Source organism: Reichenbachiella faecimaris (assembly GCF_900176375.1).
In the GTDB taxonomy this organism is placed as follows: Bacteria; Bacteroidota; Bacteroidia; order Cytophagales; family Cyclobacteriaceae; genus Reichenbachiella; species Reichenbachiella faecimaris.
The window spans coordinates 1,028,576-1,051,765 of sequence record NZ_FWYF01000002.1 but is presented as its reverse complement, the minus strand read 5'-3'; the positions used below and the strand labels follow the sequence as shown (position 1 = coordinate 1,051,765).

21 protein-coding genes and 1 tRNA gene are annotated in these 23,190 nt (G+C 40.1%); 9 read left to right on the top strand and 13 right to left on the bottom strand.

Translation table 11 applies throughout. From position 1 onward, the window contains the following. Positions 1-3: 3 nt before the first annotated feature. Entirely contained in the window at positions 4-729 is a 726-nt protein-coding gene (locus B9A58_RS12325) for an LOG family protein (RefSeq protein ID WP_084373142.1), read from the bottom strand. A gap of 77 nt (positions 730-806) precedes the next feature. Next, positions 807-1,715, bottom strand: coding sequence for a TIGR01777 family oxidoreductase (locus B9A58_RS12320; RefSeq protein WP_084373141.1), 909 nt, complete (start codon positions 1,713-1,715; stop codon positions 807-809). 92 nt (positions 1,716-1,807) lie between these two features. Here B9A58_RS12320 and B9A58_RS12315 point away from each other — a divergent pair, with 92 nt between their 5' ends. After that, positions 1,808-3,739 carry a cation:proton antiporter domain-containing protein gene (locus tag B9A58_RS12315; RefSeq protein ID WP_084373140.1) on the top strand — a complete coding sequence of 644 codons (1,932 nt, stop codon included), beginning with the start codon at positions 1,808-1,810 and terminating at the stop codon, positions 3,737-3,739. 32 nt (positions 3,740-3,771) lie between these two features. Here B9A58_RS12315 and cysS read toward each other — a convergent pair whose 3' ends face one another. Beyond that, on the bottom strand, positions 3,772-5,262 hold the full coding sequence (gene cysS, locus B9A58_RS12310) for a cysteine--tRNA ligase (RefSeq protein WP_084373139.1): 1,491 nt from the start codon (positions 5,260-5,262) through the stop codon (positions 3,772-3,774). Between the two features lie 53 nt (positions 5,263-5,315). Then, a complete protein-coding gene (locus B9A58_RS12305; RefSeq protein WP_084373138.1) occupies positions 5,316-5,723 on the bottom strand; it encodes an OsmC family protein in 408 nt (135 codons plus the stop codon). Positions 5,724-5,854: 131 nt separating this feature from the next. Here B9A58_RS12305 and B9A58_RS12300 point away from each other — a divergent pair, with 131 nt between their 5' ends. Then, positions 5,855-6,592 carry a hypothetical protein gene (locus B9A58_RS12300; protein ID WP_084373137.1) on the top strand — a complete coding sequence of 246 codons (738 nt, stop codon included), beginning with the start codon at positions 5,855-5,857 and terminating at the stop codon, positions 6,590-6,592. A 99-nt stretch (positions 6,593-6,691) separates the two neighbouring features. After that, positions 6,692-7,579: a lipoyl synthase gene (gene lipA, locus B9A58_RS12295; RefSeq protein WP_084373136.1), complete on the top strand. Its 888-nt coding sequence runs from the start codon at positions 6,692-6,694 to the stop codon at positions 7,577-7,579. Between the two features lie 40 nt (positions 7,580-7,619). Here the strand turns inward: lipA and B9A58_RS12290 are convergent, their stop codons facing one another. Next, on the bottom strand, positions 7,620-8,354 hold the full coding sequence (locus B9A58_RS12290) for a DUF6503 family protein (RefSeq protein ID WP_084373135.1): 735 nt from the start codon (positions 8,352-8,354) through the stop codon (positions 7,620-7,622). 148 nt (positions 8,355-8,502) lie between these two features. Here B9A58_RS12290 and B9A58_RS12285 point away from each other — a divergent pair, with 148 nt between their 5' ends. Further along, positions 8,503-8,868 (top strand): VOC family protein, encoded by a 366-nt coding sequence (locus tag B9A58_RS12285; RefSeq protein WP_084373134.1) that lies wholly within the window; start codon positions 8,503-8,505, stop codon positions 8,866-8,868. 458 nt (positions 8,869-9,326) lie between these two features. On the opposite strand, the gene B9A58_RS12275 is transcribed toward B9A58_RS12285, so the two are convergent. Next, positions 9,327-9,878: a hypothetical protein gene (locus B9A58_RS12275; RefSeq protein WP_084373132.1), complete on the bottom strand. Its 552-nt coding sequence runs from the start codon at positions 9,876-9,878 to the stop codon at positions 9,327-9,329. Between the two features lie 126 nt (positions 9,879-10,004). On the opposite strand from B9A58_RS12275, the gene B9A58_RS12270 reads away from it, so the two are divergent. Both B9A58_RS12270 and B9A58_RS12265 read left to right on the top strand, forming a co-directional pair. Further along, the gene (locus tag B9A58_RS12270; RefSeq protein WP_139793862.1) at positions 10,005-10,682 is read left to right on the top strand and encodes a VOC family protein; all 678 of its coding nucleotides are present in this window, start codon (positions 10,005-10,007) and stop codon (positions 10,680-10,682) included. A gap of 80 nt (positions 10,683-10,762) precedes the next feature. Further along, complete coding sequence (locus B9A58_RS12265; RefSeq protein ID WP_245827072.1) at positions 10,763-11,746, top strand: glycosyltransferase family 2 protein; 984 nt, start codon at positions 10,763-10,765, stop codon at positions 11,744-11,746. 6 nt (positions 11,747-11,752) lie between these two features. On the opposite strand, the gene B9A58_RS12260 is transcribed toward B9A58_RS12265, so the two are convergent. The 7 genes from B9A58_RS12260 to B9A58_RS12230 all read right to left on the bottom strand — a co-directional run bounded on the left by B9A58_RS12260 (position 11,753) and on the right by B9A58_RS12230 (position 18,664). After that, the gene (locus B9A58_RS12260) at positions 11,753-12,610 is read right to left on the bottom strand and encodes a bestrophin family protein (protein ID WP_084373129.1); all 858 of its coding nucleotides are present in this window, start codon (positions 12,608-12,610) and stop codon (positions 11,753-11,755) included. An 80-nt stretch (positions 12,611-12,690) separates the two neighbouring features. Then, positions 12,691-13,284 (bottom strand): DinB family protein, encoded by a 594-nt coding sequence (locus B9A58_RS12255; RefSeq protein WP_084373224.1) that lies wholly within the window; start codon positions 13,282-13,284, stop codon positions 12,691-12,693. Positions 13,285-13,409: 125 nt separating this feature from the next. Further along, positions 13,410-13,483: transfer RNA gene (locus B9A58_RS12250), tRNA-Pro, on the bottom strand. A gap of 67 nt (positions 13,484-13,550) precedes the next feature. Beyond that, entirely contained in the window at positions 13,551-16,142 is a 2,592-nt protein-coding gene (locus tag B9A58_RS12245) for a TonB-dependent receptor (RefSeq protein ID WP_084373128.1), read from the bottom strand. Positions 16,143-16,172: 30 nt separating this feature from the next. Beyond that, a complete protein-coding gene (locus B9A58_RS12240; RefSeq protein ID WP_084373127.1) occupies positions 16,173-17,153 on the bottom strand; it encodes a FecR family protein in 981 nt (326 codons plus the stop codon). Between the two features lie 78 nt (positions 17,154-17,231). Next, a complete protein-coding gene (locus B9A58_RS12235; protein WP_084373126.1) occupies positions 17,232-17,792 on the bottom strand; it encodes an RNA polymerase sigma-70 factor in 561 nt (186 codons plus the stop codon). An 8-nt stretch (positions 17,793-17,800) separates the two neighbouring features. Further along, positions 17,801-18,664: a UbiA family prenyltransferase gene (locus B9A58_RS12230; RefSeq protein ID WP_084373125.1), complete on the bottom strand. Its 864-nt coding sequence runs from the start codon at positions 18,662-18,664 to the stop codon at positions 17,801-17,803. 113 nt (positions 18,665-18,777) lie between these two features. Between B9A58_RS12230 and B9A58_RS12225 the strand changes: the two genes are divergently transcribed. The 3 genes from B9A58_RS12225 (at position 18,778) to B9A58_RS12215 (ending at position 22,437) form a co-directional block, all read left to right on the top strand. Further along, positions 18,778-19,875 carry a type III polyketide synthase gene (locus B9A58_RS12225; RefSeq protein WP_084373124.1) on the top strand — a complete coding sequence of 366 codons (1,098 nt, stop codon included), beginning with the start codon at positions 18,778-18,780 and terminating at the stop codon, positions 19,873-19,875. A 3-nt stretch (positions 19,876-19,878) separates the two neighbouring features. Next, positions 19,879-20,586: a methyltransferase domain-containing protein gene (locus tag B9A58_RS12220; RefSeq protein ID WP_084373123.1), complete on the top strand. Its 708-nt coding sequence runs from the start codon at positions 19,879-19,881 to the stop codon at positions 20,584-20,586. A gap of 120 nt (positions 20,587-20,706) precedes the next feature. Next, on the top strand, positions 20,707-22,437 hold the full coding sequence (locus B9A58_RS12215; protein WP_084373122.1) for a hypothetical protein: 1,731 nt from the start codon (positions 20,707-20,709) through the stop codon (positions 22,435-22,437). Positions 22,438-23,190: the final 753 nt, after the last annotated feature.

Here is a 23,190-nt window from a genome sequence, read left to right as displayed (position 1 = left end):
CTACTAGAAGTTTGGCGATAATTTATATTCGTTGTAGAATTTATCAATCACTTCAACAGCCTCTTCTTCTGTTTCCACCAGATGGAAAAGATCCAAATCTGCCTCACTGATGTTCTTTTCTGTCAGTAGTACATTTTTAAGCCAATCGACCAGACCACTCCAGTAGTCCTTTCCAACCATGACGATTGGAAATTTTTCGATTTTATGTGTTTGGATAAGTGTCAAAGCCTCAAACATTTCATCAAGTGTACCAAAGCCGCCTGGCATCACAATAAAACCCTGTGAGTATCTCACAAACATGACTTTTCTGACAAAGAAGTAATCGAAGTTGATCAGCTTATCCTGATCAATGTATATATTATTATTTTGTTCAAATGGTAGATCAATATTCAAGCCTACAGATTTCCCTTTTTCGCTATGCGCACCTTTGTTGCCAGCTTCCATAATACCTGGCCCGCCTCCTGTGATCACGCCATAACCATGCCTTACTAATTTGGCTGATATCTCTTCGGCCATTTTATAGTATTTATGATCGGGTTTTGTCCTAGCCGAACCAAAAATGGAAACACAAGGGCCAATTTTGGCAAGCTTCTCAAACCCTTCTACAAACTCTGACATTACTTTGAAAATCACCCAAGAATCGGCACTTTTGATTTCGTTCCAGTTTTTGTCCTTAAACGCTTTTTTAATCTTCTCAACGTGCGCTTTTTTCTTACTTCCGTCTCCCATGTTGTTATATGTTGGTTATTAATTTTTTTGACTAAAAAATGCCAAGCCGGCAAAGTTAGAGATAATTGAGCAAAGCCTCAATCCTGACTTATTAATTCAAAAAGTGCTCTGCTTGCTGATTTATATTCAAACCTATAACCCGACTCTTCCAGTTTTTCACTTGATACCTTATGCCCACGGAGCACTATAGATGACATTTCACCTAGTATAAGCTGGAGCACAAATGCTGGTACATTTGGTAGCAGTAAGGGCTTGCGAATAGTCTCGGCTATCAAACGAGTCAGCTGGGCATTGGTTACAGCTTGCGGAGCCACTAAATTAAAGGCTCCAGATAGTGCGCGCTCCTTCACTAAATGATCTACTGCACCACACCAATCCTTCCAATGGATCCATGGTACGTATTGTTTACCAGATCCCAAAGGGGCTCCTATAAGGTACTTAATGGGTTGCGCCATTTTCTGAAGAGCTCCACCAGATCCGTCCAAAACCACTCCTGTTCTTAGTTTCACAATTCTTAATCCCAAATCTTTGAAACGATCTGCCTCTGCTTCCCATTGCTCGCATACTTGCGCCAAAAAATCCAACCCTGGTTTTTCATCTTCTGAGGATGTATGATCAAAATTTTGAAGTCCATAAAAGCCTGTGGCGGAGGCACAAATCAATGTTGTTGGTTTATGCTCTAATTTTGCGATCGTATCATAAAGCAATTGAGTAGAATCAATCCTACTCTCAAGAATTTCCTTTTTTCTCCGCTTTGTCCACCTGCCTTCAGCTACATTGGCTCCAGCTAGATGAATAATCACTTCAACATTTTCTAAAGAATTCAAATCAACTTTCTTATTCTTAATATCCCATTCAAACTGAGGAACTGTAGCATTCAAATCTTCTCGCCTGCTCAGCAATCTTGGAGACATTCCTTTACTCAATAAATAGTTCACCAGCCGCTGGCCCAACAAACCTGTACCTCCAGTGATTAGTATGTTCATATTTCAGTTTTAGTTTTAAAAGCCGTCCATAATTTGAACCCTTTTAAAGATATTGACTATTTTAGAATTTAATCCAAATTATGCGCTTGTAGATGGGTCTCAATTTTGAAAGTATAAAACTTACGATTATTCTGATCGCTGGATTCGGAGTTGTTTCCATTGCAGCCAATCGAATTGCCTCTCTTTTTCAGAAGGCCAATTTACCAATCATCACGGGTTTTTTGATGACAGGGATTCTTTGTGGGCCTTTTGTATTAAACCTTATCCCATCAGAATCTATATCAGAGCTAAATTTCATCAATGAGATGGCCTTAGCCTTTATTGCCTTTGCTGCTGGGGCGGAGTTGTACTTTCGTGAATTGATTTCTAAAATCAATAGCATCAAATGGAATACTCTGGGACAGCTATTCTTCTCTTTTGGGATTGGGAGTATCACGGTTTTCTTTTTAGCAGATCATATTTCATTCATGACTTCCATGAACTTCAATACCCGTCTGGCCGTTTCGCTGCTGGCCGGAACCGTCTTCGTGGCTAGATCGCCAGCGTCGGCTATTGCTGTCATCAATGAACTGAGAGCCAAAGGTCCTTTTACCCAGACCGTGATGGGAGTCACAGTCCTTAAAGATTTTCTTGTCATCATCCTGTTTGCCATGTGTTTTGCATTGAGCATTTCACTAGTATCTGGCAACGAGTTCAAGTATATTGATGTCTTCCTGCCAGTGTTGGAAATGCTAATCTCGGCAGGCGTGGGCTACCTGTTGGGTCGTTTACTGGATTTGCTGCTGGCGTGGCGGATAAAGTCCGAATCCAAAGCTGTCATTATTGTATTGTTGGGCTGGGGGGTTTATTTTTTAAATCATGGGCTGGGCGTACTTACCATTATCCCTGACCATCATATCCGATTGGAACCTTTGATCACGTGCATCATTGCCAGCTTATATATCACCAATTATTCAAAATATAAACCAGAATTTTTATCGATTTTGGCCAAAGTTGGCCCAATGATCTATGGTACCTTTTTTACGCTTACAGGGGCTTCTTTGAATATTAATATTCTCTTTAGCATTTGGCCAATAGCCTTATTTTTCTTCGCGATTCGTCTGATCACCATTATTGGCGGGTCTTATGCTGGGGGTTTTATAGCCAAAGACCCCATGCGTTTTGTGAATGTAGGCTGGATGCCGTACGTGACTCAGGCAGGTGTAGCGCTTGGTCTGACCGCATTGGTCTCTAATCAATTTCCAGAATGGGGGCCTGAATTCGCCACCATTATGATTGGCATTATTGTGCTCAATCAAATTGTTGGCCCTCCACTTTTCAAATATGCTTTGCGCAAAGTCGGAGAAGACAAGACACGCGCCAAGTTTCAAACAGACGGAATTCGAGATGCTATCATTTTTGGATTTGAGAGTCAATCTGTAGCACTGGCCAAACAACTGATGACCAATAATTGGCAAGTGCAAATCGCAACTCTGATGAAAAAGGGCAGTATTGACGAGCCTGAAGGCATCAAAATCCACTACATGGACAAAATCAACCTGCCCCAAATTCAAGAAATGGGCGCTGCGAAAACAGAAGCTATCATTTGTATGTTGGCAGATAAGGAAAATTTAGAAGTGTGCGAATTGGCTTATCATCATTTTGGCACACCTGACATTATTGTCAGACTGGCAGATAGAAGTTATTATGACAAGTTCTTAAATCTGGGGGTTCGAATTGTAGATCCTTCTATGGCTATGGTCAGTTTAATGGATCATTATGTAAGATCACCACAGGCTACCTCTCTATTGCTAGGCATGGAACCTGGACAAGATTCAAGAGACTTAGAAGTAATGAATCCAGATTTGCATGGTGTTCCATTGAGAGATTTACGCCTTCCTGCGGACGTCATTATCTTGTCTATCAAGCGTGGCGGACAAATGATTATATCACACGGTTATACCAGATTGCGTTTGAAAGATTTGGTCACCTTTGTTGGTTCCAAGAAAAGTTTGGATGACCTGACCAGAAGGTTCGACTATTAGTAGCATTTTAATAGTCTGAAACTTTCGAAATATTATTCTTCGTACGCCCAGTCAATACCCGTTTTCATGTCCTTCAGCACTACACCCTGCGCTTTCAAACCATTTCGGATTTCGTCTACTTTGTCATAATCCTTGGCCTCTTTCGCCTCTTTGTAGACATTGAGCAAAACACTGATTAATCCATCAAAATCGACATTACTTTCTTCTTTCAGTCCTAAAACGTTCAAGACGAATGTTTCAAATGTTAACTTCATACGATCAAACGTTTCTGTTCCAATTTCGCCAATAGAAAGCACGCCAGTATGAATCGAATTAATTTTTTTCAAAAGATTGAACAAGTGCCCAATGGTCAGAGCCGTGTTGAAATCGTCATTCATGGCACGGTAGCAATTGTCACACAGACTATTGATTTGCTGAATGGCCTTTTCGTTGAGTTCGGCCTCAGAAACCCCATCAGCAGACATACCACGTAGCGTCTTCAGCCCGTTCATCAATTTGCGATAGCCTTTCTGTGCTGCGCCTAATGCCTCATTGGAGAAATCCAAAGTACTGGCATAGTGGGATTGCAACATGAAAAATTTAGTAGTCATTGGGCTATAGGCCTTATCCAATAGTGGATGATCTCCTGTAAATAATTCTCTAGGTAAAAATGAGTTGCCCAATGACTTGCTCATTTTTTGACCATTCACAGTCAGCATATTAGTATGAATCCAATACTTCACAGGATCTGTACCATGTGCACCTACAGACTGTGCCAATTCACATTCATGATGCGGAAATTTTAAATCCATTCCTCCACCATGAATGTCGAAAGTTTGACCCAAGTATTTTTTACCCATCACGGTACATTCCAGATGCCAACCAGGAAAACCTGCTCCCCATGGTGAGTTCCATCTCATAATGTGTTCAGGTGAGGCATTTTTCCAAAGGGCAAAGTCAACCGGGTTCCTTTTTTCGTCTTGCCCATCCAGGTCTCTAGTGTTCGACAATAATTCTTCTATTTTTCGGCCAGATAGCTTTCCGTAATTATGGTCTTTTTGATAGGCATTTACATCAAAGTAAACCGAGCCACCCACTTCATAAGCGAGCCCTTTATCTATCAACAACTCAATCATCTCGATCTGCTCCAGGATATGACCAGTAGCAGAAGGTTCAATACTCGGAGGTAAGGTGTTGAACATAGCCATCACCTGGTGGAAGTCCTGTGTGTAGCGCTGCACAACTTCCATTGGCTCTAGGTTTTCCAGTTTGGCCTTTTTGCCGATTTTATCTTCGCCTTCATCACCATCATTCACCAAATGCCCAACATCTGTAATATTTCGTACATAGCGGACTTTATAACCCAGATGCATGAGGTATCTAAAGATGACATCAAAGCTCAAAAAAGTTCGAACGTTGCCCAAATGTACGTCGCTATACACTGTAGGCCCACATACGTACATACCTACATGAGGAGTATGTATTGGTTCGAATAATTCCTTTTTCCCGGTTAGGGAATTGTTGATACGAAGATCTTTGAGCATTGATGATAGGTTTATGAAAGAAGGTTTATACGAGCTAAGTCCAAAAAAGTAAATTAATTCAGGTTAAAAGTTACTTCTAATTTGATATCCGGGTGAATACTTAAAGCAACGGGACAAGTTTTAGCTGCATTGATCAGCATGGTTTTTTGTTTATTGGTCAAGTCAAGCACGGGCCAATTAAAATTGATATGTATTTCGGACACCTTTCTGGGACTTGCAGACATTACTTTGGTGATATCTGTGGTTAGGCCTTCCATCGCAATGTTTTCTCGATCGGCAACTTGTCCCATGATAGTCATCATACATGCACTCAAAGAAAATGACATCAGATCAGTTGGGGAAAAGGCTTGTCCTTTACCCATATTGTCAACTGGTGCATCTGTAATGATCTTATTTCCCGAAGGGATATGAGTCCCCTCTGTACGGAGATTACCCAGATATTGGTTTTTTAAGCTGCCCATTAAACTTTAAATTTTGAAATAACGTTATTTTGCAAAGCTTAAGTACCTACGCTTCAAATCAAAAGTTATCAGAATTTTATTTTGTCTGAATAATGTAATAAGTGTAGTTAGTTGTTAGATTTATTGAGAATATGAAGAGGAATCTCCTACTGATATCGTTTTTAGCCTTGTTTGCTGCTGGTGCAGCAGCCCAGTCGTCTGGTCATTATGACTATACGAAGGAGTTTATCTGGGGTATTAATAAAAACACCAATGGAGGCTTGATTGGTGGGTTTATAATGAAATTTTCAAGTGCTATCAGCGAAACACAATTTCAAACCATTGGTTTTGAAATCATGAATGTGAAGCACCCTAAAGAACACAGACGAACCTCTGCGGCAGGCAACCCATTTATCTATGGAAAATCTAATTATCTATATGCGATACGTGGGCAATACGGACGTGACTTTATTCTCTTCAAAAAAGCACCACAACAAGGGGTGCAAATAAATGCTTCCATAGCAGTAGGACCTACCATAGGAATCGTAGCTCCTTATTATGTGAAAGTAGGGGATAGCCAAACAGCAGTGCCGTTTGGGTATGACCCTAAAACAACAGGTTCTGCTACGCCACTACTCTACTCCTATCAAACCATCACGGGCACAGGTCACCTCTTCCAAGGGCTGGGCGAATCGAAAATAAAGCCAGGCCTCAACTTGAAGGCCTCTCTGACCTTTGAAATGGGAGCCTTCAAAAGCAATGTCACTGGATTTGAAATTGGCGGTCTCGTGGAAGCCTATGCTGGCACCATAGAACTGATGCCTGAAGAGGACAATAATGCAGTATTCTTGTCTGCATTCATTACGCTGTTTTACGGCCAAAGAAAGTAAATCCATCCATGGCAGTAACTATTGCCTCATAGAAAAAACCTTTCATAAACCAACACAGTTAATCTACTTGTTTGTTTCTTTGTACAAATTTCAAGATTGATGATAGAGTTACCAGTAGTCGACGGAAAGCAAGCCAGAAAACGCACCAAACCAGATTGGTTGAGAGTGAAATTGCCAGTAGGCCAGAGCTATGCTAATGTGAGAAAGATCGTAGATGAGAATAAACTGCATACGATTTGTGAAAGTGGCAATTGCCCAAACATGGGTGAATGCTGGGGAGCTGGTACTGCTACATTTATGATTCTAGGAAATGTATGTACTAGAAGTTGTACATTCTGTGCCGTAGCCACTGGCCGGCCACCAGAGTATGACACGGATGAACCAAAACGTGTAGCAGATGCCATCAAAACTATGGGTGTGAAGCACGCGGTAATTACTTCTGTAAACCGTGATGAACTCAAAGATCGTGGGGCAGAGATATGGTATCAGACTGTAGTAGAAACAAAAAAAGCTTCTCCAGACACGACAATAGAAATTTTGATCCCAGACGTAAAGGGAAAATGGGAAGCCCTATATCGCATGATAGATGGTGGACAAGAAGTAGTCTCTCACAATATGGAGACTGTGGAAAGTCTCTACAGGCGAGTTCGCCCTCAAGCCAAATACGCCAGAAGCCTGGAGCAAATCAAATTGACCAAGGCATATGGCCAACGTACTAAATCAGGTATTATGTTGGGATTGGGTGAAACTGTAGACGAAGTACACAAAGCCATGGACGATTTGGTAGAAAACGGTTTGGATATTTTGACCCTAGGTCAATACCTACAACCTACCAAGATGCACATTGAAGTGGCCGAATTTATTCATCCAGATCAATTCGAAAAATACAAGGAAGAAGGTTTGAGCCGTGGCTTAAAGTACGTTGAGTCTGGGCCATTGGTGAGATCGTCTTATCATGCTGAACGACATGTGAACGTACCTATCTAATCCAACAAACTATAGCGTCATGGCGTAGGTGATTTGTCAACTACTTCACTTCAATATTTTTATTTTCAATTTGAGATAACTCAATTAATGATGCCTCTATGAAAGCTTCATCCAGGGTCTCAAGTGCCGCATCTTTATTGGCTGGCTTGAAATTGATATAATCCTGAAAAACCATGCCCTCTATGGCACGGCGGTTGATGGCCTGACGAAATCTAATGCCTCCACCATCTGTCAAGTAAGAATAGGCCAAATAATCGAGCGTTTTAGTTTTCGTTTCAATCCAATAAACGAATACATCTTCAAAGTCCTTGCCCCCATTTTCTTGCTTAAAAGTGACCTGCACTTTATCATATAGTCGTCCATTAATTACTTTTTGCCCTATATATTTCTTGACCACAGCCGCATCATTCAGGCCATAAGGCAATTGGAAAAAGTATAAAACAGAGTTGACAGAATTGGCATATTTAAACTTCCATTCAGAACTGATATCTTGCAGTGTGTCATTAACAAAACGTTCTAATTCCGTACTATTAGCCAGGACATCTTTGACCTGACCCAGACTATCATCCATAAAAGATCGAATGTACGTGTAGCCTACTGGTTTTCGCTGAACCAGATAATGCTTACCTCTAAAATCAAAAGTGATCGTCCTCCCCTCAAATAATAAACCTCCATGCGCCTGAATAGCTTCATCTATAATTTTTTGAGGGCTTTTATTCGGCGTGCAGGCCATAGCTATGACTAAAAAAAACGCTGCGTAAGATATCTGTTTCATAATTATTATAATCTATAGTTTGGCATACGACTCAGCCCACTTTGGGTTTGAGCGAATCGCCATTCAAAGACATAATATTACTAAGAATGGTTTCGCCAAAAGAGAAAAATAAGATTACATTTGAAATGAAAATTAAAGAAATATACTCATGGCCATACTAGGATTACGTACAGCAATTTATAAAGTAGGAGATATAAAAAAAGCTGCTGATTGGTATACCAAGGCATTTGAAGTAGCTCCATATTTCGAAGAAGATGGTTATGTAGGTTTCAATGTGGCTGGCTACGAACTGGGTCTGCAGCCAGAATCAATCCCAACAACTGATAAGGCAGAAAGTGTGATCAACTACTGGGGTGTGGAAGACATCAGAGGGAGATATCAGCACTTTTTGGATCTAGGTGCAACTGAGCATGAGCCTCCTACTAATGTGGGCGGTGCGCTAGAAGTAGCAACCGTAAAAGATCCATGGGGAAATATTCTTGGCCTGATTTATAATCCTGATTTTAAGCTTTAAGCTTAGGAGATTAACCATACATGAAATCCAATTCCAGATGAGAATCAATAACATTATTTGGCTTCTTTATGTGGTTCTTGTAGCTATAGCGATTCTATTCAATGGAGAAGAGCATCCTTTTATTAGCCATGGTCCGTATCCCATTGGGAAAAGTATCATTTGGTGTGCGTTTCTTGCTTTTTCGGGCTACAGTTATTTCTGTAGTGCAAAGGAGAGTTTGTTTCGGACTATAAAGTCCATGCTTAAATTGCACTGGGGACGCCAGATTGGAACAGACTTGTATCTTGGCCTCGTCCTATTTATGTTGTTTATGTTTTTCCATCAAGAATCATGGCTGATTCCCCTTTTTTGGCTCCTCCCTGTGCTTGCTTTCGCCAATTTGGCTACACTTCTTTACCTAGCCCTTCATTACGATTCGATTGTACGGTTACTATTAAGTTGATCTAACTTTAATCGACTTAGTCCCAAGTAATCGTAGTCTCAAATACATTTTGACCCAATGCCATGGACTTGGTAATCTCTACTTTAAGGTTTTTGCAACCACATATTTCCAACGCCATCTCCATCCAACCCGCAATGCGATATTCGATCAATTCATTTTTGATTGGCAGTTTGGTGAATTGAATAATCATTGATTTATCACTACTATCCACCACCATGAGGTCTGTAGGCTCATAAAAAGTGGCGATCACGCGAGAGGCACGTTTTAGCATAAAAGACGGAGAGCTCACCAGTACAAACACTTTGTAAATTCCTGTCAATCCCATTTTAGCACTATATCGACCAGACTCCCACGCACCCTTCTTTTTATCCGCATAAAACATTTTACAGAGCACCTCAGTAGGTGCGATCACTCCTGGTTCAACAGGATACCAGTTGGAAGTAGAAACTGAAGAAAGCAAGAGACTAGAGGCGGAAGACAGGCCTTTTTTCCAATCTTCATATTTAGCCGAATGAACATCTGACACAAAACTGTCTATACTTTTGATTACTGATCCGCGTACTTGCATTGAGAAATGGTTTGAAATTGGTGAATATCAAATATAAGAATTATCAGGAAATCACCTTAAATTATTAGGTGAAACTAATCATAAAATAAGCTGTTTAGATACAAGACACCTATAAAAGGAATGTTCATGCGCTTCAACAAACTCAAAATCGGATTAAAAAACTCAAATAAACAACAAGTCTTTTATAAAGAAATTTTGGGATTCACTGTCTCAACTAATGAAGCCTCTGAAATAGTTATTAAAGCTGGTGCGACACAATTCATTTTGAGCAAACAGATAATTGCTCCCCATCTTTATCACTTTGCTTTTTTGATACCTACAGGAAGTTTAGAGTCAGCCATTGAATATATAGAATCCAGAAGCATAGATTTACTTCCATTTCAAGGTGAAAAAATTATTCATTTTGATACTGGGCGATCTATTTACTTCTTTGATCCTGACGGCAATATTGCCGAATTTATAGAGCGACCACTTCTCAATTATCCCACCAAAAAGAAATTCGAAATAGATGACATCATTTGTGTCAATGAAATAGGACTCCCTGTGGATCAGCCACTGGTCGTCAGTGGTGAATTGATGAACAAACATGGCATTCAACCTATCAATCACAAAAATTGGAATGATAATTTTTGTTGGGTAGGAGATCATGAGGGGGCAGTCATTGTAGTGAAAGAAGGCAGGCACTGGCTACCTACCCAAATTTCTGGCGTCTTGAATGATTTTGAATTGCACTATACAGGTTTTAACAAAAACCTTCTAGCACTAAAAGTAGAAAACGGTCAAATCACATCAAGCAATTTTTGAGCATATTTTGTTGTCTTTATAAATGAATTCGTGAGGTTTGTCGGATGAATGAACGCCCTCAGCTACTCGTTTCGATCATCATGGCTACCAAAGATACAGCGCCATATTTGCCTGCCTGCCTGGATTCGATATTGGCACAAACCTATTCCAATTGGGAACTTATTGCAGTCAATGATCATTCGAGTGATCGAACACCTGAAATCTTAGAAACATACGCCAAAAAAGATAAAAGAATCAGAGTGTTTCATAGCACACGTCCCAAACTGATCCCCACGCTACAAGAGGGATATAAACACGTGAAAGGTACATTAATCAATCGTATGGACTCTGATGACAAGATGCCTGCAGACAAGCTTGAAGCCTTGGTTGAAGAATGGCAAAAACATGGAAAAGGAACTGTAATTGCGGGAGGTACAGCGCACTTTGTAGATGAAGGCGAGGTTGGAGATGGTTTTTTGAGATACGAAAGATGGCTCAACGACGTAGCAAGGAGAAGTGCACATTATGAGGAAATTTATAAAGAATGCGTGATTCCATCTCACAGCTGGTTGGCACACAAAGATGACTTTGATAGGGCAGGTGCTTTTGATTCTGAAATATACCCAGAAGACTATGACCTGACCTTTAGATTTTACAAGCACAACCTTAAGATCGCAGGATTAGACAAGGTTTTACATCACTGGCGCGACCGATCCAACCGTATCTCTCGTACCTGGGATGAATACAAAGACAATAGATATTTCGACTTGAAAATCCGAAATTTTTACGAATTGGACAGGGATACCAATAGACCACTGGTTTTGTGGGGAGCTGGTAGAAATGGAAAGGACATGGCCAAGCTACTGCTCAAAAACGAAAGTTCCTTTCATTGGGTTTGTGACAATCCAAATAAAATAGGCAAAGATGTATATGGAATAAAACTGTCCCATTTTGAAGAAATCCCATCTTTGGATCGACCACAGATCATGATTGTAGTGGCATCACCTGACGGGCAGGTTGAGATCAGGGAGTACTTGACAAAATGGGACAAAAAACCAGCTGCTGATTTCTGGTTCTTTGCCTAATGGAATTTAATCCATAATTTCCCTTACGTTTTTTTCGATTTTACCAGCCAATATATCTGTAGGCAGGTCATTGATATCAGACCCAAACGGATCTTCAATCTCCTCTGCCAGTAGCTCAATACTCATCAAAATATAGAGGATCAAAACGACGATCAGAATTGTCCAGTAGTGATATACTGTCACAAATGCGAACGGTAGTGTAGCAATGAAAGTGAAGATAAATTTCTTCATGAACATACTGTAAGAGTAGGGAATAGGTGTATTTCTGATTCGCTCACACTTACCCATGATGTCGGTCAGTGCTACCAGCTGCTCATCCAATACCCTGTACTGCTCTTGATCTATAGTTTTGTCCTTTTTCAGAAGATTTGTAATTCCAATCAATCTTTTGGCAATGGCGTTGGGTATATGATCCAGATTGTCCATTTTCAACTTCTCCACCATCTCTGTAGCCATTTCGGCTGGTACTCCCTCTCTCAAATGTTCTTTTAGCGCCTTTGCATAAGCAGCAATACAATCAGTTATGTACTCTCGCTCAGCATGGCTCTTAGGAACCATAATAGAAAATTTAATTGCCAGATTTCGGGTATTGTTTACAAGCTCTCCCCAAACTTTACGTCCTTCCCACCATCTGTCATAGGCACCATTGGTCCTAAATACCAAAAAGAAACCCAATACAATACCTAGGATACTGTGTACAGAAGTGGTACTGACAAAATCAATATCCAACTCATAGAAAACATAGGTAATAAATGAGGTATATACTGTGACATACATCAATGCTGGAAGCAATCGCTTAAAAACGTATCTACTATAGCTGTGAAAGAGTAAGTTTAGCCAACTCTTGGGATTATATTCTACCATGTGCCAAAACTATGAAAAAAAGCCTAATAAAAGAGCCTAAGCACTTTTATGGGTGTAAAATCCGTATTTTTACTGAGTGCCTACTGATCCCTCAACCTCCCTCTTAGCAGACTCACATTAGAATTAAATGGATTTCCTGACGCTCTTCTGAATGATACCACTTGTCCAACATGCCAGATAGCATCTGCCAATGGGCCATTCAATTGATTCCAAAAAGGGTACTCTGACGTTCCTCTTGAGCTGATAAATATAATTTTGTACGAGGCTAAATCTTCAGCTGAGCTCCTTTTTAATATCTCACTGGCTTCTCTGATGTTTTGTAGTGTCTTCGCCCTTTTCTCTTCAAAGGTCAACTCCTCTTCTTCCTCTTCTTTTGTAAAATCGTTTGGCAATTTCCTGGTTGAATTTACCAGCACATTTGTCAATCCATAGATATGATCAATAGTCTCTGCTGCTGTTCTTGCTTCTGGTGACGGCTTGTAATCCAGGTCATCAGCTCTAAGTCCTACAGTGCCCCAGTAATATCTGAGACCTAATCCATCCACTACGCGAGCGGCAACAGTACCTGCATTATAGTTTTCTGGATAGTCTGGTATTTTGTAGTAGTAGTCTGTGGAATCTTGAGCCAAGGCCGAAGTGCTTAGGCAAACCAAAAAAAGTAAAAAGGTTCTCATATAGTATTTGATTAGTGAAAAATTTTCAAACGAATGAATCATTTTAATGTTCATTTATTTACATAAACGGGATTAACGTTGAACAAAAAAAGGCAGCCATTGCTGACTGCCTCAATCTTCTCTAGTCGGAATGACAGGATTTGAACCTGCGACCCCCACGTCCCTAACGTGGTGCGCTACCGGACTGCGCCACATCCCGAATTCCTATTTTGGGTGGCAAATTTAAGCAAATTTTAAAGTGATAATCAATAAGAAAATAAAATTGTCTAAAATTCAATGCGGTAACTCAACACAGGAATTAATCCAAATTGACCCTCTCGAACAATTTTTTCTAAACCACTCGAATAATACTGCGCTCCATAGTTCATTCGGCCCGTTACATTTTGTAAATCTAAACGCCATTCAGAAGTGGACTTTGGCTTATTCCTTCTATAACTAAATTGAAGATCCATTCTAAAAAAATCTGGTGCACTTTCCTCATAGGCTCTCTCAAAATCATTGACTTGTACACCTTGGTTAATTGATTCTTCAAGATCAATAGGTATCAGTCTTTGGTTACCTGCATAGGAAACTTTGGCACTTAGCCCAATGATATTGTTTCTGCCATTTTTGCCAACTTTCCACTCTTTGCCTCCAAGTGCATGATAGGTATAATTGCCATTGAACCTCGTATTCCGCTCGATCCCATCACCTCCTGTGTATTTAGAATTGAATATAGATCCATTGACCATGAAGTAGTAGTTTTGAGAAAACCTCTTGTCCAGCGTCATTTCAACTCCGTAATTGATTCCACTACCTTCATTGTCCAATGGAATAGTAGAGTAGTCATCTGACGAATTGATCGAAGAATACCACCCAAATCGAGGATCGTTAGAAATGGGTATATTGTACAAATACTGATAATAAATTTCTGTTTTGAAATATAAATTTGGACTTATCACACGATCATAACCCAATACAAAATGATTGGCCTTTGACATGCCCAAATCCGGGTTGTGATCAATGGTGGAACCGTCAGGGTTAATAAAATTTCCTAAATAATATTCTAGTGACTCCAGTCGACTGTGCATGCCAAACCCAGCACTTATGGATTGATTTTCTCTAAACTGCCATTTCAAACTTGAGCGTGGCTCCCAAGAATCTTCTCCAGTAAAACCAAATCTGAAATAATGCAGGCCATTCACCAAACTCAACTCCTCTGTAATTCTAAATTTCCATGATACGAAAGCCTGTTGCGTACCCGAAGCTCCTTCGTCATCGAATAAAACCAAGTCCACAAAAGGGTCTTCGTTATTGACGTTATGCTCCTGTTCTACAAAATCATAATCCAGTCGACTGATGACAGTCCCCAATTCTACTATATGCCTGGAGTTGAATTTTTTGTTGAGAATGATAGACCCACGAGTAAAGCTTTTCTTAAATGACTCCTTGTTGCTATAATCCACACGTATGGTGTCCTGTTGGTATTTTATATACTCATCATTTCCCACTTCTGTACCTGATACAGATAGACTCGTTTTGATAAAAGTGCTACTGTTCAAAATATAATCATTGGATAAGCCAATGACGCCCATATTGTACTTTTCTACATCCTCTCTAAAACTCTCACCAGTCCGGGAATATTTGCTCAATCCACCCATCCCGAAAACAGAAAATGTACCCAAGTTCTCAGTTGGAAAATTTAGTTTGAAGGCTAGGTCTTGAAAGGTGTTTTTCTCATTTTCATCAATCTCTACTAGCCCTAAATCACTCAATATGGATAGTGTAGAATATCGATAATTGAACAAATATGAACTTCCAGAAGATTGATTAATAGGTCCTTCAGAAGAAAGGTCTATTCCCAATAGTCCAGCCTGAATGGTATGCTCATGCCTCTCATTATTTCCTTTTCTCAGATTAATATCAAATACGCCAGAAAGCACATTGCCATAGATGGGTGCAAAAGCTCCAGTATAAAAATCCGATCTTGAAATGACCTGAGTACTGAACATGCTGATACCACCTGATGAGGAACCCTCAGTCGAAAAGTGATTGGGGTTTGGAATTTCCACTCCTTCCATTTTCCAAAGGATTCCTCTAGGGCTATTTCCTCTTATCACGATTTCATTGGAATCATCGTCCGTGCCCATCACACCAGCAAAGGAAGATGCCAGGCGCATAGGATCACCTATACTGATGGGGTATCTTTTGGTCTCCTCTACGGTAAACGAGCGTCCACTGATCATACCCATTTCATTGAGTGGCTGAGAACCAATACCTGCTGCACTCACTACTATTTCTTCCATTTTAATCACAGATTCTATCAGTTGCATGTCTAAAATGAGTTCTTTGCCCGAACCAAGCAACACATTAGAGACAGCACTTTCTTCATATCCTAAGTAGTCGTAGCGCAACGTGAGTCTACCTACGGGTACGCTATTCATTCTATAGCGACCATTCATATCTGTGGTAGCACCAATCAAAGGATCTGAGCCTACCACAAATACAGTAGCACCAAATATGGGTTGCTGGGTATCCTTGTCCAGGATGGTTCCACGTATCGTCTGAGTCAGCTTATTGTACTTCAATACAATATTTTTGTTAACCACTTCATAAGTTACAGGCAAGTATTTGAGCGACTCATCCAGTGCAGTCCAAAAAGAAATATTTTGTTCCTTTAGGGTCACCTTTTCATCCACAGGAATAGCGCTAGAGCTATAGGAAAAGGTGTAATCTGACTGCTCCTCGAAATAACCCAGCACCTGTTCCAAGGGCAATTCATGAAAATACGTATTGATCCTAAGGTCAGGTCTTTCTTGTGCCAATAAGCTACTTGTAGCCAGCAGTCCAAGTACTGCCATGCCAATTAATTTGTACATTAGTTTTGATTTTGAGTTTTGAGTATTTGACTATTTTTCAATGGCGCATCCCTCTCCACTGATGATAAAACGGCCATTATCTTCCGTATAGGTGACATTGGTAGAAATCGATATCACCTTCAAAATTTCTTTCAGTTTGGGTTTCTTAAATTCTCCTGTGAAACGGCAGTTTTTTATTTTGTCATTCGTGATGACCATGTCTGCCTTAAAATAGCTCTGAAGAGCTGCAAAGACTTTGTCCAATGGACTGTCTTCAAATTTGAGTGTTTTGGACTGCCAAGCCAAAGCATTGAGCTCTTCCGAATCGAGTGATAGTAAGTCACTCGTCCTATCAAAATTGGCAGCCATACCCTGAGTAAGAATGAGTTCAGACCCATTAGCCGTAAATGACACTTTGCCGTTTACCACGTATATTTCAACTTTTGGCTCTTCTTCTATCGCGCGAATGTTGAAGGCAGTTCCCAGTACCTGAGTTGTAGCTTCATTGGTTTGAATAATAAATGGTCTTGCTTCGTCTCTGGCAATTTCAAAATATGCCTCACCTTCTAACGAAACATTCCTGTCATCTTCGTTGAAATCTGCAGCTACCGTGAGTAGAGAAGACTCATTGAGTCGAATTCGACTGCTATCTGAGAGTGTAATCCATTTTGTTTCCCCTTCAAAGGTGGCATAATGATAGGGCTCTGATTTTCCAAACTCCCTCATCAGAAAGCCTAATCCTACAGTAAGAACCACCATGGCTGCCAGACGAATTGCGAAATGAATCCAACGAACAGTTTTAGACTCATGGTCAGATTTCAATTCAGAAAACTTTTCCCAAGCCAATTGAGGGTCTGCTTTGTACTTTAGCCTAAGCTGCCCACTGATTTCCCATTGTTGTTGCAGTTCTTTGAAGGCATCTAACTGATCTGGGTGTTCTTCCAAATATTTGGTCAGCGCCAACTTATCTTCATTAGATATGGCGCCAGATAGCTCTTGGGTACATAAGTCGAAAAATTTCTGATTCTTCATGTTTTTACCTTTGGGATTCAATACAAAGACGATCTAAAAAACCAAACACGTAAAGACCAAAGAAAAAAAGTAAAGAACCTAGCTGATAGATTGGCTAGCAACGAATATGACCCACCCCAAAAATTCAACAAAATAATGTCTGAGGTCAGTACGGAAAGATTTGAGTGCATTGGAAATTTGTGTTTCCACTGTGCGAATAGAAACATCTAGATGTTCGGCAATTTCAGAATTTGAGAGTCCTTCGAATCGGCTGAGTGAAAATACCAATCTACATTTGGGACTTAGTTCGGCCACTGCTTTTTCAATGGCCTGCCGCATTTCTTCATTTTCGACACTTTCATCTGCGAATTCTTCCTCAAACACCAGAGGTATATGCTCCTCACTCAAGTGCGCCACCTTTTTTATGACATCCAACGCACCATTTCTAGCCATCTGAATGATATATGCCTTAGGATTATTGAGTTGATCCAATTGATCACGTTTATCCCAAAGTTTTAAGAATACATTTTGAGCAACGTCTTCTGCAGCATCCGCTTGCTTCAAAACATACATAGCCGTACGCTGTGCTGTCGCATAATACTCGAAATAGAGTACTTTGAAGTTTTGATCGAGATGGTTTTGATCCAATGTATGAGACATGAAGTCTGTTAGAGGTTCAAGGCAAAAATCAAGAAAAACAGATTTAACATCAAAGCCGAGACAAAATTTAATCGCATAGTATGTCTAAAATCCGCTTGGCTTTCGTCTTTTCTTACTTTCAAAAACCAATTGAAAAAATATAAAGTCACTGGAATTAGGAAGATAATAAACAACAGACCCATCTGATCAGAAAAGGTTGCCCTGAAATACAAAAAGAAACCCAAAGTGGCCACTGTAAAGAAGACTCCTGTAAAATAAAAGGTACCTAATATGCCGAGTTTCAAGCTTATAGTCATATCTCCGCGCTCACGGTCTTCCTCATGTTGATAGACCTGTGTCATAGGGTAGCTGCCCCAAAGCAGCAAACTGCTTAGTAGTGCGGGGCATTGCCATTCCCATGTCATTAGTGCATCAAATGAAGTCAAAGTAGTCCCATACACGGTCATCAAGAAGGTGAAATAGCCTTGAAAGAGACCTACTGCCAACCAGCCTAGCACGGGTCGTTTCTTCAACCTGACAGAGGGGTGGCTGTAGGCTTTAGACATTAATCCATAGATCAAAAGCATGAAACTAAACTTCCAATCAATTCGCAAAGCCAACAGCAAAGCTGCTCCATCTAGTATCAATGACCAATAATATAAATTCTTTGTAGTTTCTGGTGGATGCTCCAGACCTCCTATACTTCCCTCATCCTGATCAAAGTAGGAATTGTATCCATTGCTGGCTGGATAGAGGAGCAAATGAAGGACAAAAAAGACCAGTGCGAGCTGAGTCCAGTCTGTAGGCTGAGAAACTGCCACAGCAAAAAGAAAAACTGGAAGCAGAAAAAAGGAAAATGGGAAACGCAGATGTAAAAAGGTGGATTTGGTCATTGCAAAAGCATAAGGTAACAATTTATTAAATGCCTGGCTAATCCGTTTCCCATTCTACCATTTTATTAATTCGTTCGAATCCCGAAAATTTCTTTATTTTCCAGTTTAGAAAAATGGGAGCCTTCATCACAGCTATAGGAACAGCCAATCCGGCCAATCGCTACTCGCAAGAGGATCTTGCGCAGTTTATGTGTGATCATCTGACCAGCAACCCAGCAGATCATAAAAAAGTCAAAGTACTCTATCGTGCCACAGGTATCCAAAACAGATATTCCATTTTGGATGACTACAAAAAGAAGCTAGGCACTTTTACTTTTTACTCTAATCAATCTGATCTCCAACCTTTTCCCAGTACGCAAAAGCGGATGAGCATTTACAAAGAGAAAGCCCTTCCTCTGGCGATTTCTGCCATTACTGATTGTTTGGGCAATGACCATCCCTTTTCAACCTTCACACATCTGATTACAGTAAGCTGCACAGGCATGTATGCGCCTGGACTCGATGTGGACTTGATCAAGGCACTGAACTTATCGTCTGATATCAGAAGAAACAGCCTCAACTTCATGGGTTGTTATGCCGCCATGAATGCCATAGGTATGGCCAAAGAGATTTGTGACAACCATAAAAAGTCGAAAGTGCTCATCGTAAGCGTGGAACTCTGTAGCCTGCACCTACAAAAAGACCAAACTGAAGATAATCTGCTGGCCCACTCGTTATTCGCTGATGGTGCCGCAGCATTGGTAGTATCTGGCGAGCAACCCCTACATAACTCTGGACTTGAAGTCATCCACTCTGCCAGCCAGTTGTTTATCAATGGACAGAGCGATATGGCTTGGCAAATTGGTGATTTTGGTTTTCAAATGGCATTGACCACCTATGTACCTAAGATCATTGAAGGGGGCATTAAACAATTGACTTCAAAAATGCTGGCACAGATCGATCAATCACTTGCTGATATAGATGCCTTTGCCATTCATCCTGGTGGCAAGAAAATTTTAGAAGCCATCGAAAATCAATTGGGTATTACAAAAGAGCAAAATCTAGCCGCCTATGAAGTCCTAAAAAATCACGGAAATATGTCTTCACCTACTGTGCTATTTGTGCTCAAGCAAGTATGGTCAGAATTAAAGTCACAACCCAATAAAAAAATCTTATCCTTTGCTTTTGGCCCTGGGCTGACGCTTGAAGGCTTATTGTTTAAAACAACCTAATCTATGTTTGAATTTCTAAATCAGCGTTCATTGAAGGAAGAAATTATGGATGATTTCTTTTGCCATGGAGAGGTTGTAGACCAAACACTTCGAGAACTAAATCAGATCAACACTTACCTGGGAGGAGATCAACTTTCACTAAATGCAGTGAAAAAATTGATGGCCAAAAACCCAAAGCAGTTATATGAAATCGTGGATCTGGGATGTGGGGGAGGAGACACTTTGAAGCTATTCTCCAAATGGGCAAAGAAAAACAACCAAAACCTGAAGCTAACTGGAATAGATGCCAATGGGTACATTGTAGACTATGCCAAAAGAAACTGCAGGAAACACTCCAATATTTCCTTTAGTTCAGAAAATATTCTTGGCGAAAGGTTTAGAGAAAGCATGTTTGATATTGCACATGCCAGTCTGTTTTTTCATCACCTGCAAGAGGAAGAAATAGTAGAATTGCTGAAGCAAATTTTAGGACAAGTCAGCTTGGGCATCGTGATCAATGACCTTCATCGTCATTGGGTGTCTTACCTCTTCACCAAACATTTGATTACCAACTGGTCTAAATCTGAGATGGTACAATACGATTCGGTATTATCTGTTGAGCGTTCTTTCGTCAGAGAAGAACTAGAAAATTATTTGAAAATGGCTGACATCAAAAACTACTCCCTTACCTGGCGTTGGGCTTATCGTTGGGAATTGATTATTTGGAAATAATCTTTCAATTTGGTCTTCACTACGACAAACGAGCAGTTCTTCATCTTTTCTCTGCTCGCTTCAATGGTTTGATTACTTAGATTTGAGATATAAATATTTTATTGACCTAACCATTATTACATGCGTCTCCAAATCCTGGGTATATCAGCCCTTGGGCTAATGGCCATCTTGGCTATCTCCTGTCAGGAACAATCCGAAATCAACACTTCCAGAGTAAACCAGCAATTGGCTTTTCAAACTCAAAACAAAGACGGTATTGGGCACCTCGTCGGACTTGACATGAATCAAATGACCGTAGACTGGTCTGATTATCAAAAGATCAAAACCAATACTGGTATAGTCTACAGCTATCCCATTTCCTTGGATCATGACCAGTTTGGCTATATGATCAAAGAAGGGCAGAAAGATGGGGTGCTACTTGAGGCCAAGGAATATCAACTAATCGCGTTTCCAGTCGGAGACAACGAATACCACTACTACATAGAAGCCGTGGTGGATTTGAGTGATTACAAAGACCACGCTGTTTCGAATACTCCTTTGTTTCAAAGTTTTGAAACAAGCGGAAGCAAACTCATATTATACTTCACCACGGACCATGTTATGGTTATGGGATACATAGAGGATATGGCTAGAACGGATTATATCCATTACCTGGAAGAGCCTGAAGACGAAAGCTCAAACGCCCGACTAGAAAAACCAACCTATATCGACCCTGGCACGGGAGGCGACCCAGGAGGAAGTGGATCTGGAGGCGGTAGCTATAGCTGTGGGCAAGTCACCACCGTCAACTATGCCACTACCTATACGGACTGGTATGTCAATGGCAGCTATGTGGATACCAGCATCAAAGTAGCCACTAGTACCAGCACCACTAACTCCTATTGTCCGGTAAATGTATCAAATACAACCGCAAATCAATCCCCAGAACAAGGCCTCCGGGTAACCAATGGGCCTTACCAAACCAAGAATGAAAATAATATTAATGCTGAGGTATTGAGTCTTATATTAAAATTTTTGAAGATCAAACTAGAGAACGATCCTTATGCCTTACTTGAATTTTGTGATCAAATTGAGCATTGGCAAAACCTTGTGCAACATGCGCCAGCAGAAGAAATAATAGATAAATTAAATACATTAAACTCGAATAATTTTGGAGACTTTAATATCCAAGACATTGAGGATGCTTCTGGTGCGGTTGTAAACATGGATTATTTTCCCGTGACCATCAACACACTTCCCAAAAAACCTGGTTCTAATGAAAGATTCACACCTACTCAATTTTTGAACTACATTCGAAAAAACATCAACGACTTTGTCAATACGAATTATTCGTCCTTTAGCCCTTCCACTATAACTGGAACAGACGAATCTGCATTGTGGCTATCCAATAATCCCGAAGGAGCTATACTTCACATCAACATTCCAGGTGGCCCAGGCGACGGTTCTGTGATTTGTTCTTATCGGTCTTCTTCCAAATGGATATTCACCACGATTGAGGTTCCTTATTGGCCTTCTCAAGAATTTGACGGTGAACATCCCGTAAGTGGACACCGAGAGTTTGGCATCATTGCGAATAGCGATGGTACTTATACTTTTTATACCAGAGCCGTAGATCGAATAACAAGTGCATTCGATGCTACCATTGCTGAAAATTTTTTAGGTGGTGGATTTGACGACCCTGATGCTCTTTGGAACAGCCTGAAGAATAAAGTACATAACTATGTAGAAAATCATGAGGGGTCATCCATGCCTCCCAAATCGTCAGATAATGTTATTTATCGTCCCGATTGGGAGAAAGTTCGAGACGTACTTTTAGGAAAGAAACAAATTAGTGAGCTAGGCTGTAACTGAGAAAAATTATGAATATTATAAAGAGAGCATTACGCTACATACTTATCACGGTTGGTTTAGTTTTTTTAATCACATTGATTGCTTCAATGACAATATCAGATCGTATTATTAGTCAAAATTTCATGTACATTAATTTAATCAGCATGATAGTCTTTCCTATATCGTTATACCTCTACATTATAATTAACGATATCACTCGGGATAATTTTCAATGGACGAGGCTAATATTCTATGTAGGTATTTCTATTGCATTTTTAGCAACACTTTTTGTAAAGTACAATAATTATTTGAATGGATACATTGTGATAATTCCTACTATCGCTAGTTTTTTTTCTCTCTTAGTCGTCACATTTATTGACATTAAATCTTACAAAAAATTAGTTTATCCATGGGGCTATTTAGCCATCATCATTTTGGCGACCTACATTGTGGTAAATTACTTCTAAGCACTCATGTCTATATTAAGATCAAGGTATTTGGTAGTTCAATTTGCAAATATCCATCTTACCTCAGACAACATCATTTACTGGCCCGAAGGAGAGAAAGTCCGAGACGTACTTTTAGGAAAGAAACAAATTAGCGAGCTAGGCTGTAATTAATATGAAAAAATTGATTGAAATAATATTCTACTTTGGAATTACACTTACTTTTTTTGCAATATTAATTGTAAGGTATTACAACTATTTAAATGGTTATATAGTTGTGATTCCTGCTATCACTAGTTTTTTTGCTCTCTTGATCATCACATTTATT

What these genes read in the sequence shown, in the direction of transcription:
- B9A58_RS12325 (WP_084373142.1), bottom strand. Translation starts at nt 729, where the DNA reads ATGGGAGACGGAAGTAAGAAAAAAGCGCACGTTGAGAAGATTAAAAAA.
- B9A58_RS12320 (WP_084373141.1), bottom strand. Translation starts at nt 1,715, where the DNA reads ATGAACATACTAATCACTGGAGGTACAGGTTTGTTGGGCCAGCGGCTG.
- B9A58_RS12315 (WP_084373140.1), top strand. Translation starts at nt 1,808, where the DNA reads ATGGGTCTCAATTTTGAAAGTATAAAACTTACGATTATTCTGATCGCT.
- cysS (WP_084373139.1), bottom strand. Translation starts at nt 5,262, where the DNA reads ATGCTCAAAGATCTTCGTATCAACAATTCCCTAACCGGGAAAAAGGAA.
- B9A58_RS12305 (WP_084373138.1), bottom strand. Translation starts at nt 5,723, where the DNA reads ATGGGCAGCTTAAAAAACCAATATCTGGGTAATCTCCGTACAGAGGGG.
- B9A58_RS12300 (WP_084373137.1), top strand. Translation starts at nt 5,855, where the DNA reads ATGAAGAGGAATCTCCTACTGATATCGTTTTTAGCCTTGTTTGCTGCT.
- lipA (WP_084373136.1), top strand. Translation starts at nt 6,692, where the DNA reads ATGATAGAGTTACCAGTAGTCGACGGAAAGCAAGCCAGAAAACGCACC.
- B9A58_RS12290 (WP_084373135.1), bottom strand. Translation starts at nt 8,354, where the DNA reads ATGAAACAGATATCTTACGCAGCGTTTTTTTTAGTCATAGCTATGGCC.
- B9A58_RS12285 (WP_084373134.1), top strand. Translation starts at nt 8,503, where the DNA reads ATGGCCATACTAGGATTACGTACAGCAATTTATAAAGTAGGAGATATA.
- B9A58_RS12275 (WP_084373132.1), bottom strand. Translation starts at nt 9,878, where the DNA reads ATGCAAGTACGCGGATCAGTAATCAAAAGTATAGACAGTTTTGTGTCA.
- B9A58_RS12270 (WP_139793862.1), top strand. Translation starts at nt 10,005, where the DNA reads ATGCGCTTCAACAAACTCAAAATCGGATTAAAAAACTCAAATAAACAA.
- B9A58_RS12265 (WP_245827072.1), top strand. Translation starts at nt 10,763, where the DNA reads ATGGCTACCAAAGATACAGCGCCATATTTGCCTGCCTGCCTGGATTCG.
- B9A58_RS12260 (WP_084373129.1), bottom strand. Translation starts at nt 12,610, where the DNA reads ATGGTAGAATATAATCCCAAGAGTTGGCTAAACTTACTCTTTCACAGC.
- B9A58_RS12255 (WP_084373224.1), bottom strand. Translation starts at nt 13,284, where the DNA reads ATGAGAACCTTTTTACTTTTTTTGGTTTGCCTAAGCACTTCGGCCTTG.
- B9A58_RS12245 (WP_084373128.1), bottom strand. Translation starts at nt 16,142, where the DNA reads ATGTACAAATTAATTGGCATGGCAGTACTTGGACTGCTGGCTACAAGT.
- B9A58_RS12240 (WP_084373127.1), bottom strand. Translation starts at nt 17,153, where the DNA reads ATGAAGAATCAGAAATTTTTCGACTTATGTACCCAAGAGCTATCTGGC.
- B9A58_RS12235 (WP_084373126.1), bottom strand. Translation starts at nt 17,792, where the DNA reads ATGTCTCATACATTGGATCAAAACCATCTCGATCAAAACTTCAAAGTA.
- B9A58_RS12230 (WP_084373125.1), bottom strand. Translation starts at nt 18,664, where the DNA reads ATGACCAAATCCACCTTTTTACATCTGCGTTTCCCATTTTCCTTTTTT.
- B9A58_RS12225 (WP_084373124.1), top strand. Translation starts at nt 18,778, where the DNA reads ATGGGAGCCTTCATCACAGCTATAGGAACAGCCAATCCGGCCAATCGC.
- B9A58_RS12220 (WP_084373123.1), top strand. Translation starts at nt 19,879, where the DNA reads ATGTTTGAATTTCTAAATCAGCGTTCATTGAAGGAAGAAATTATGGAT.
- B9A58_RS12215 (WP_084373122.1), top strand. Translation starts at nt 20,707, where the DNA reads ATGCGTCTCCAAATCCTGGGTATATCAGCCCTTGGGCTAATGGCCATC.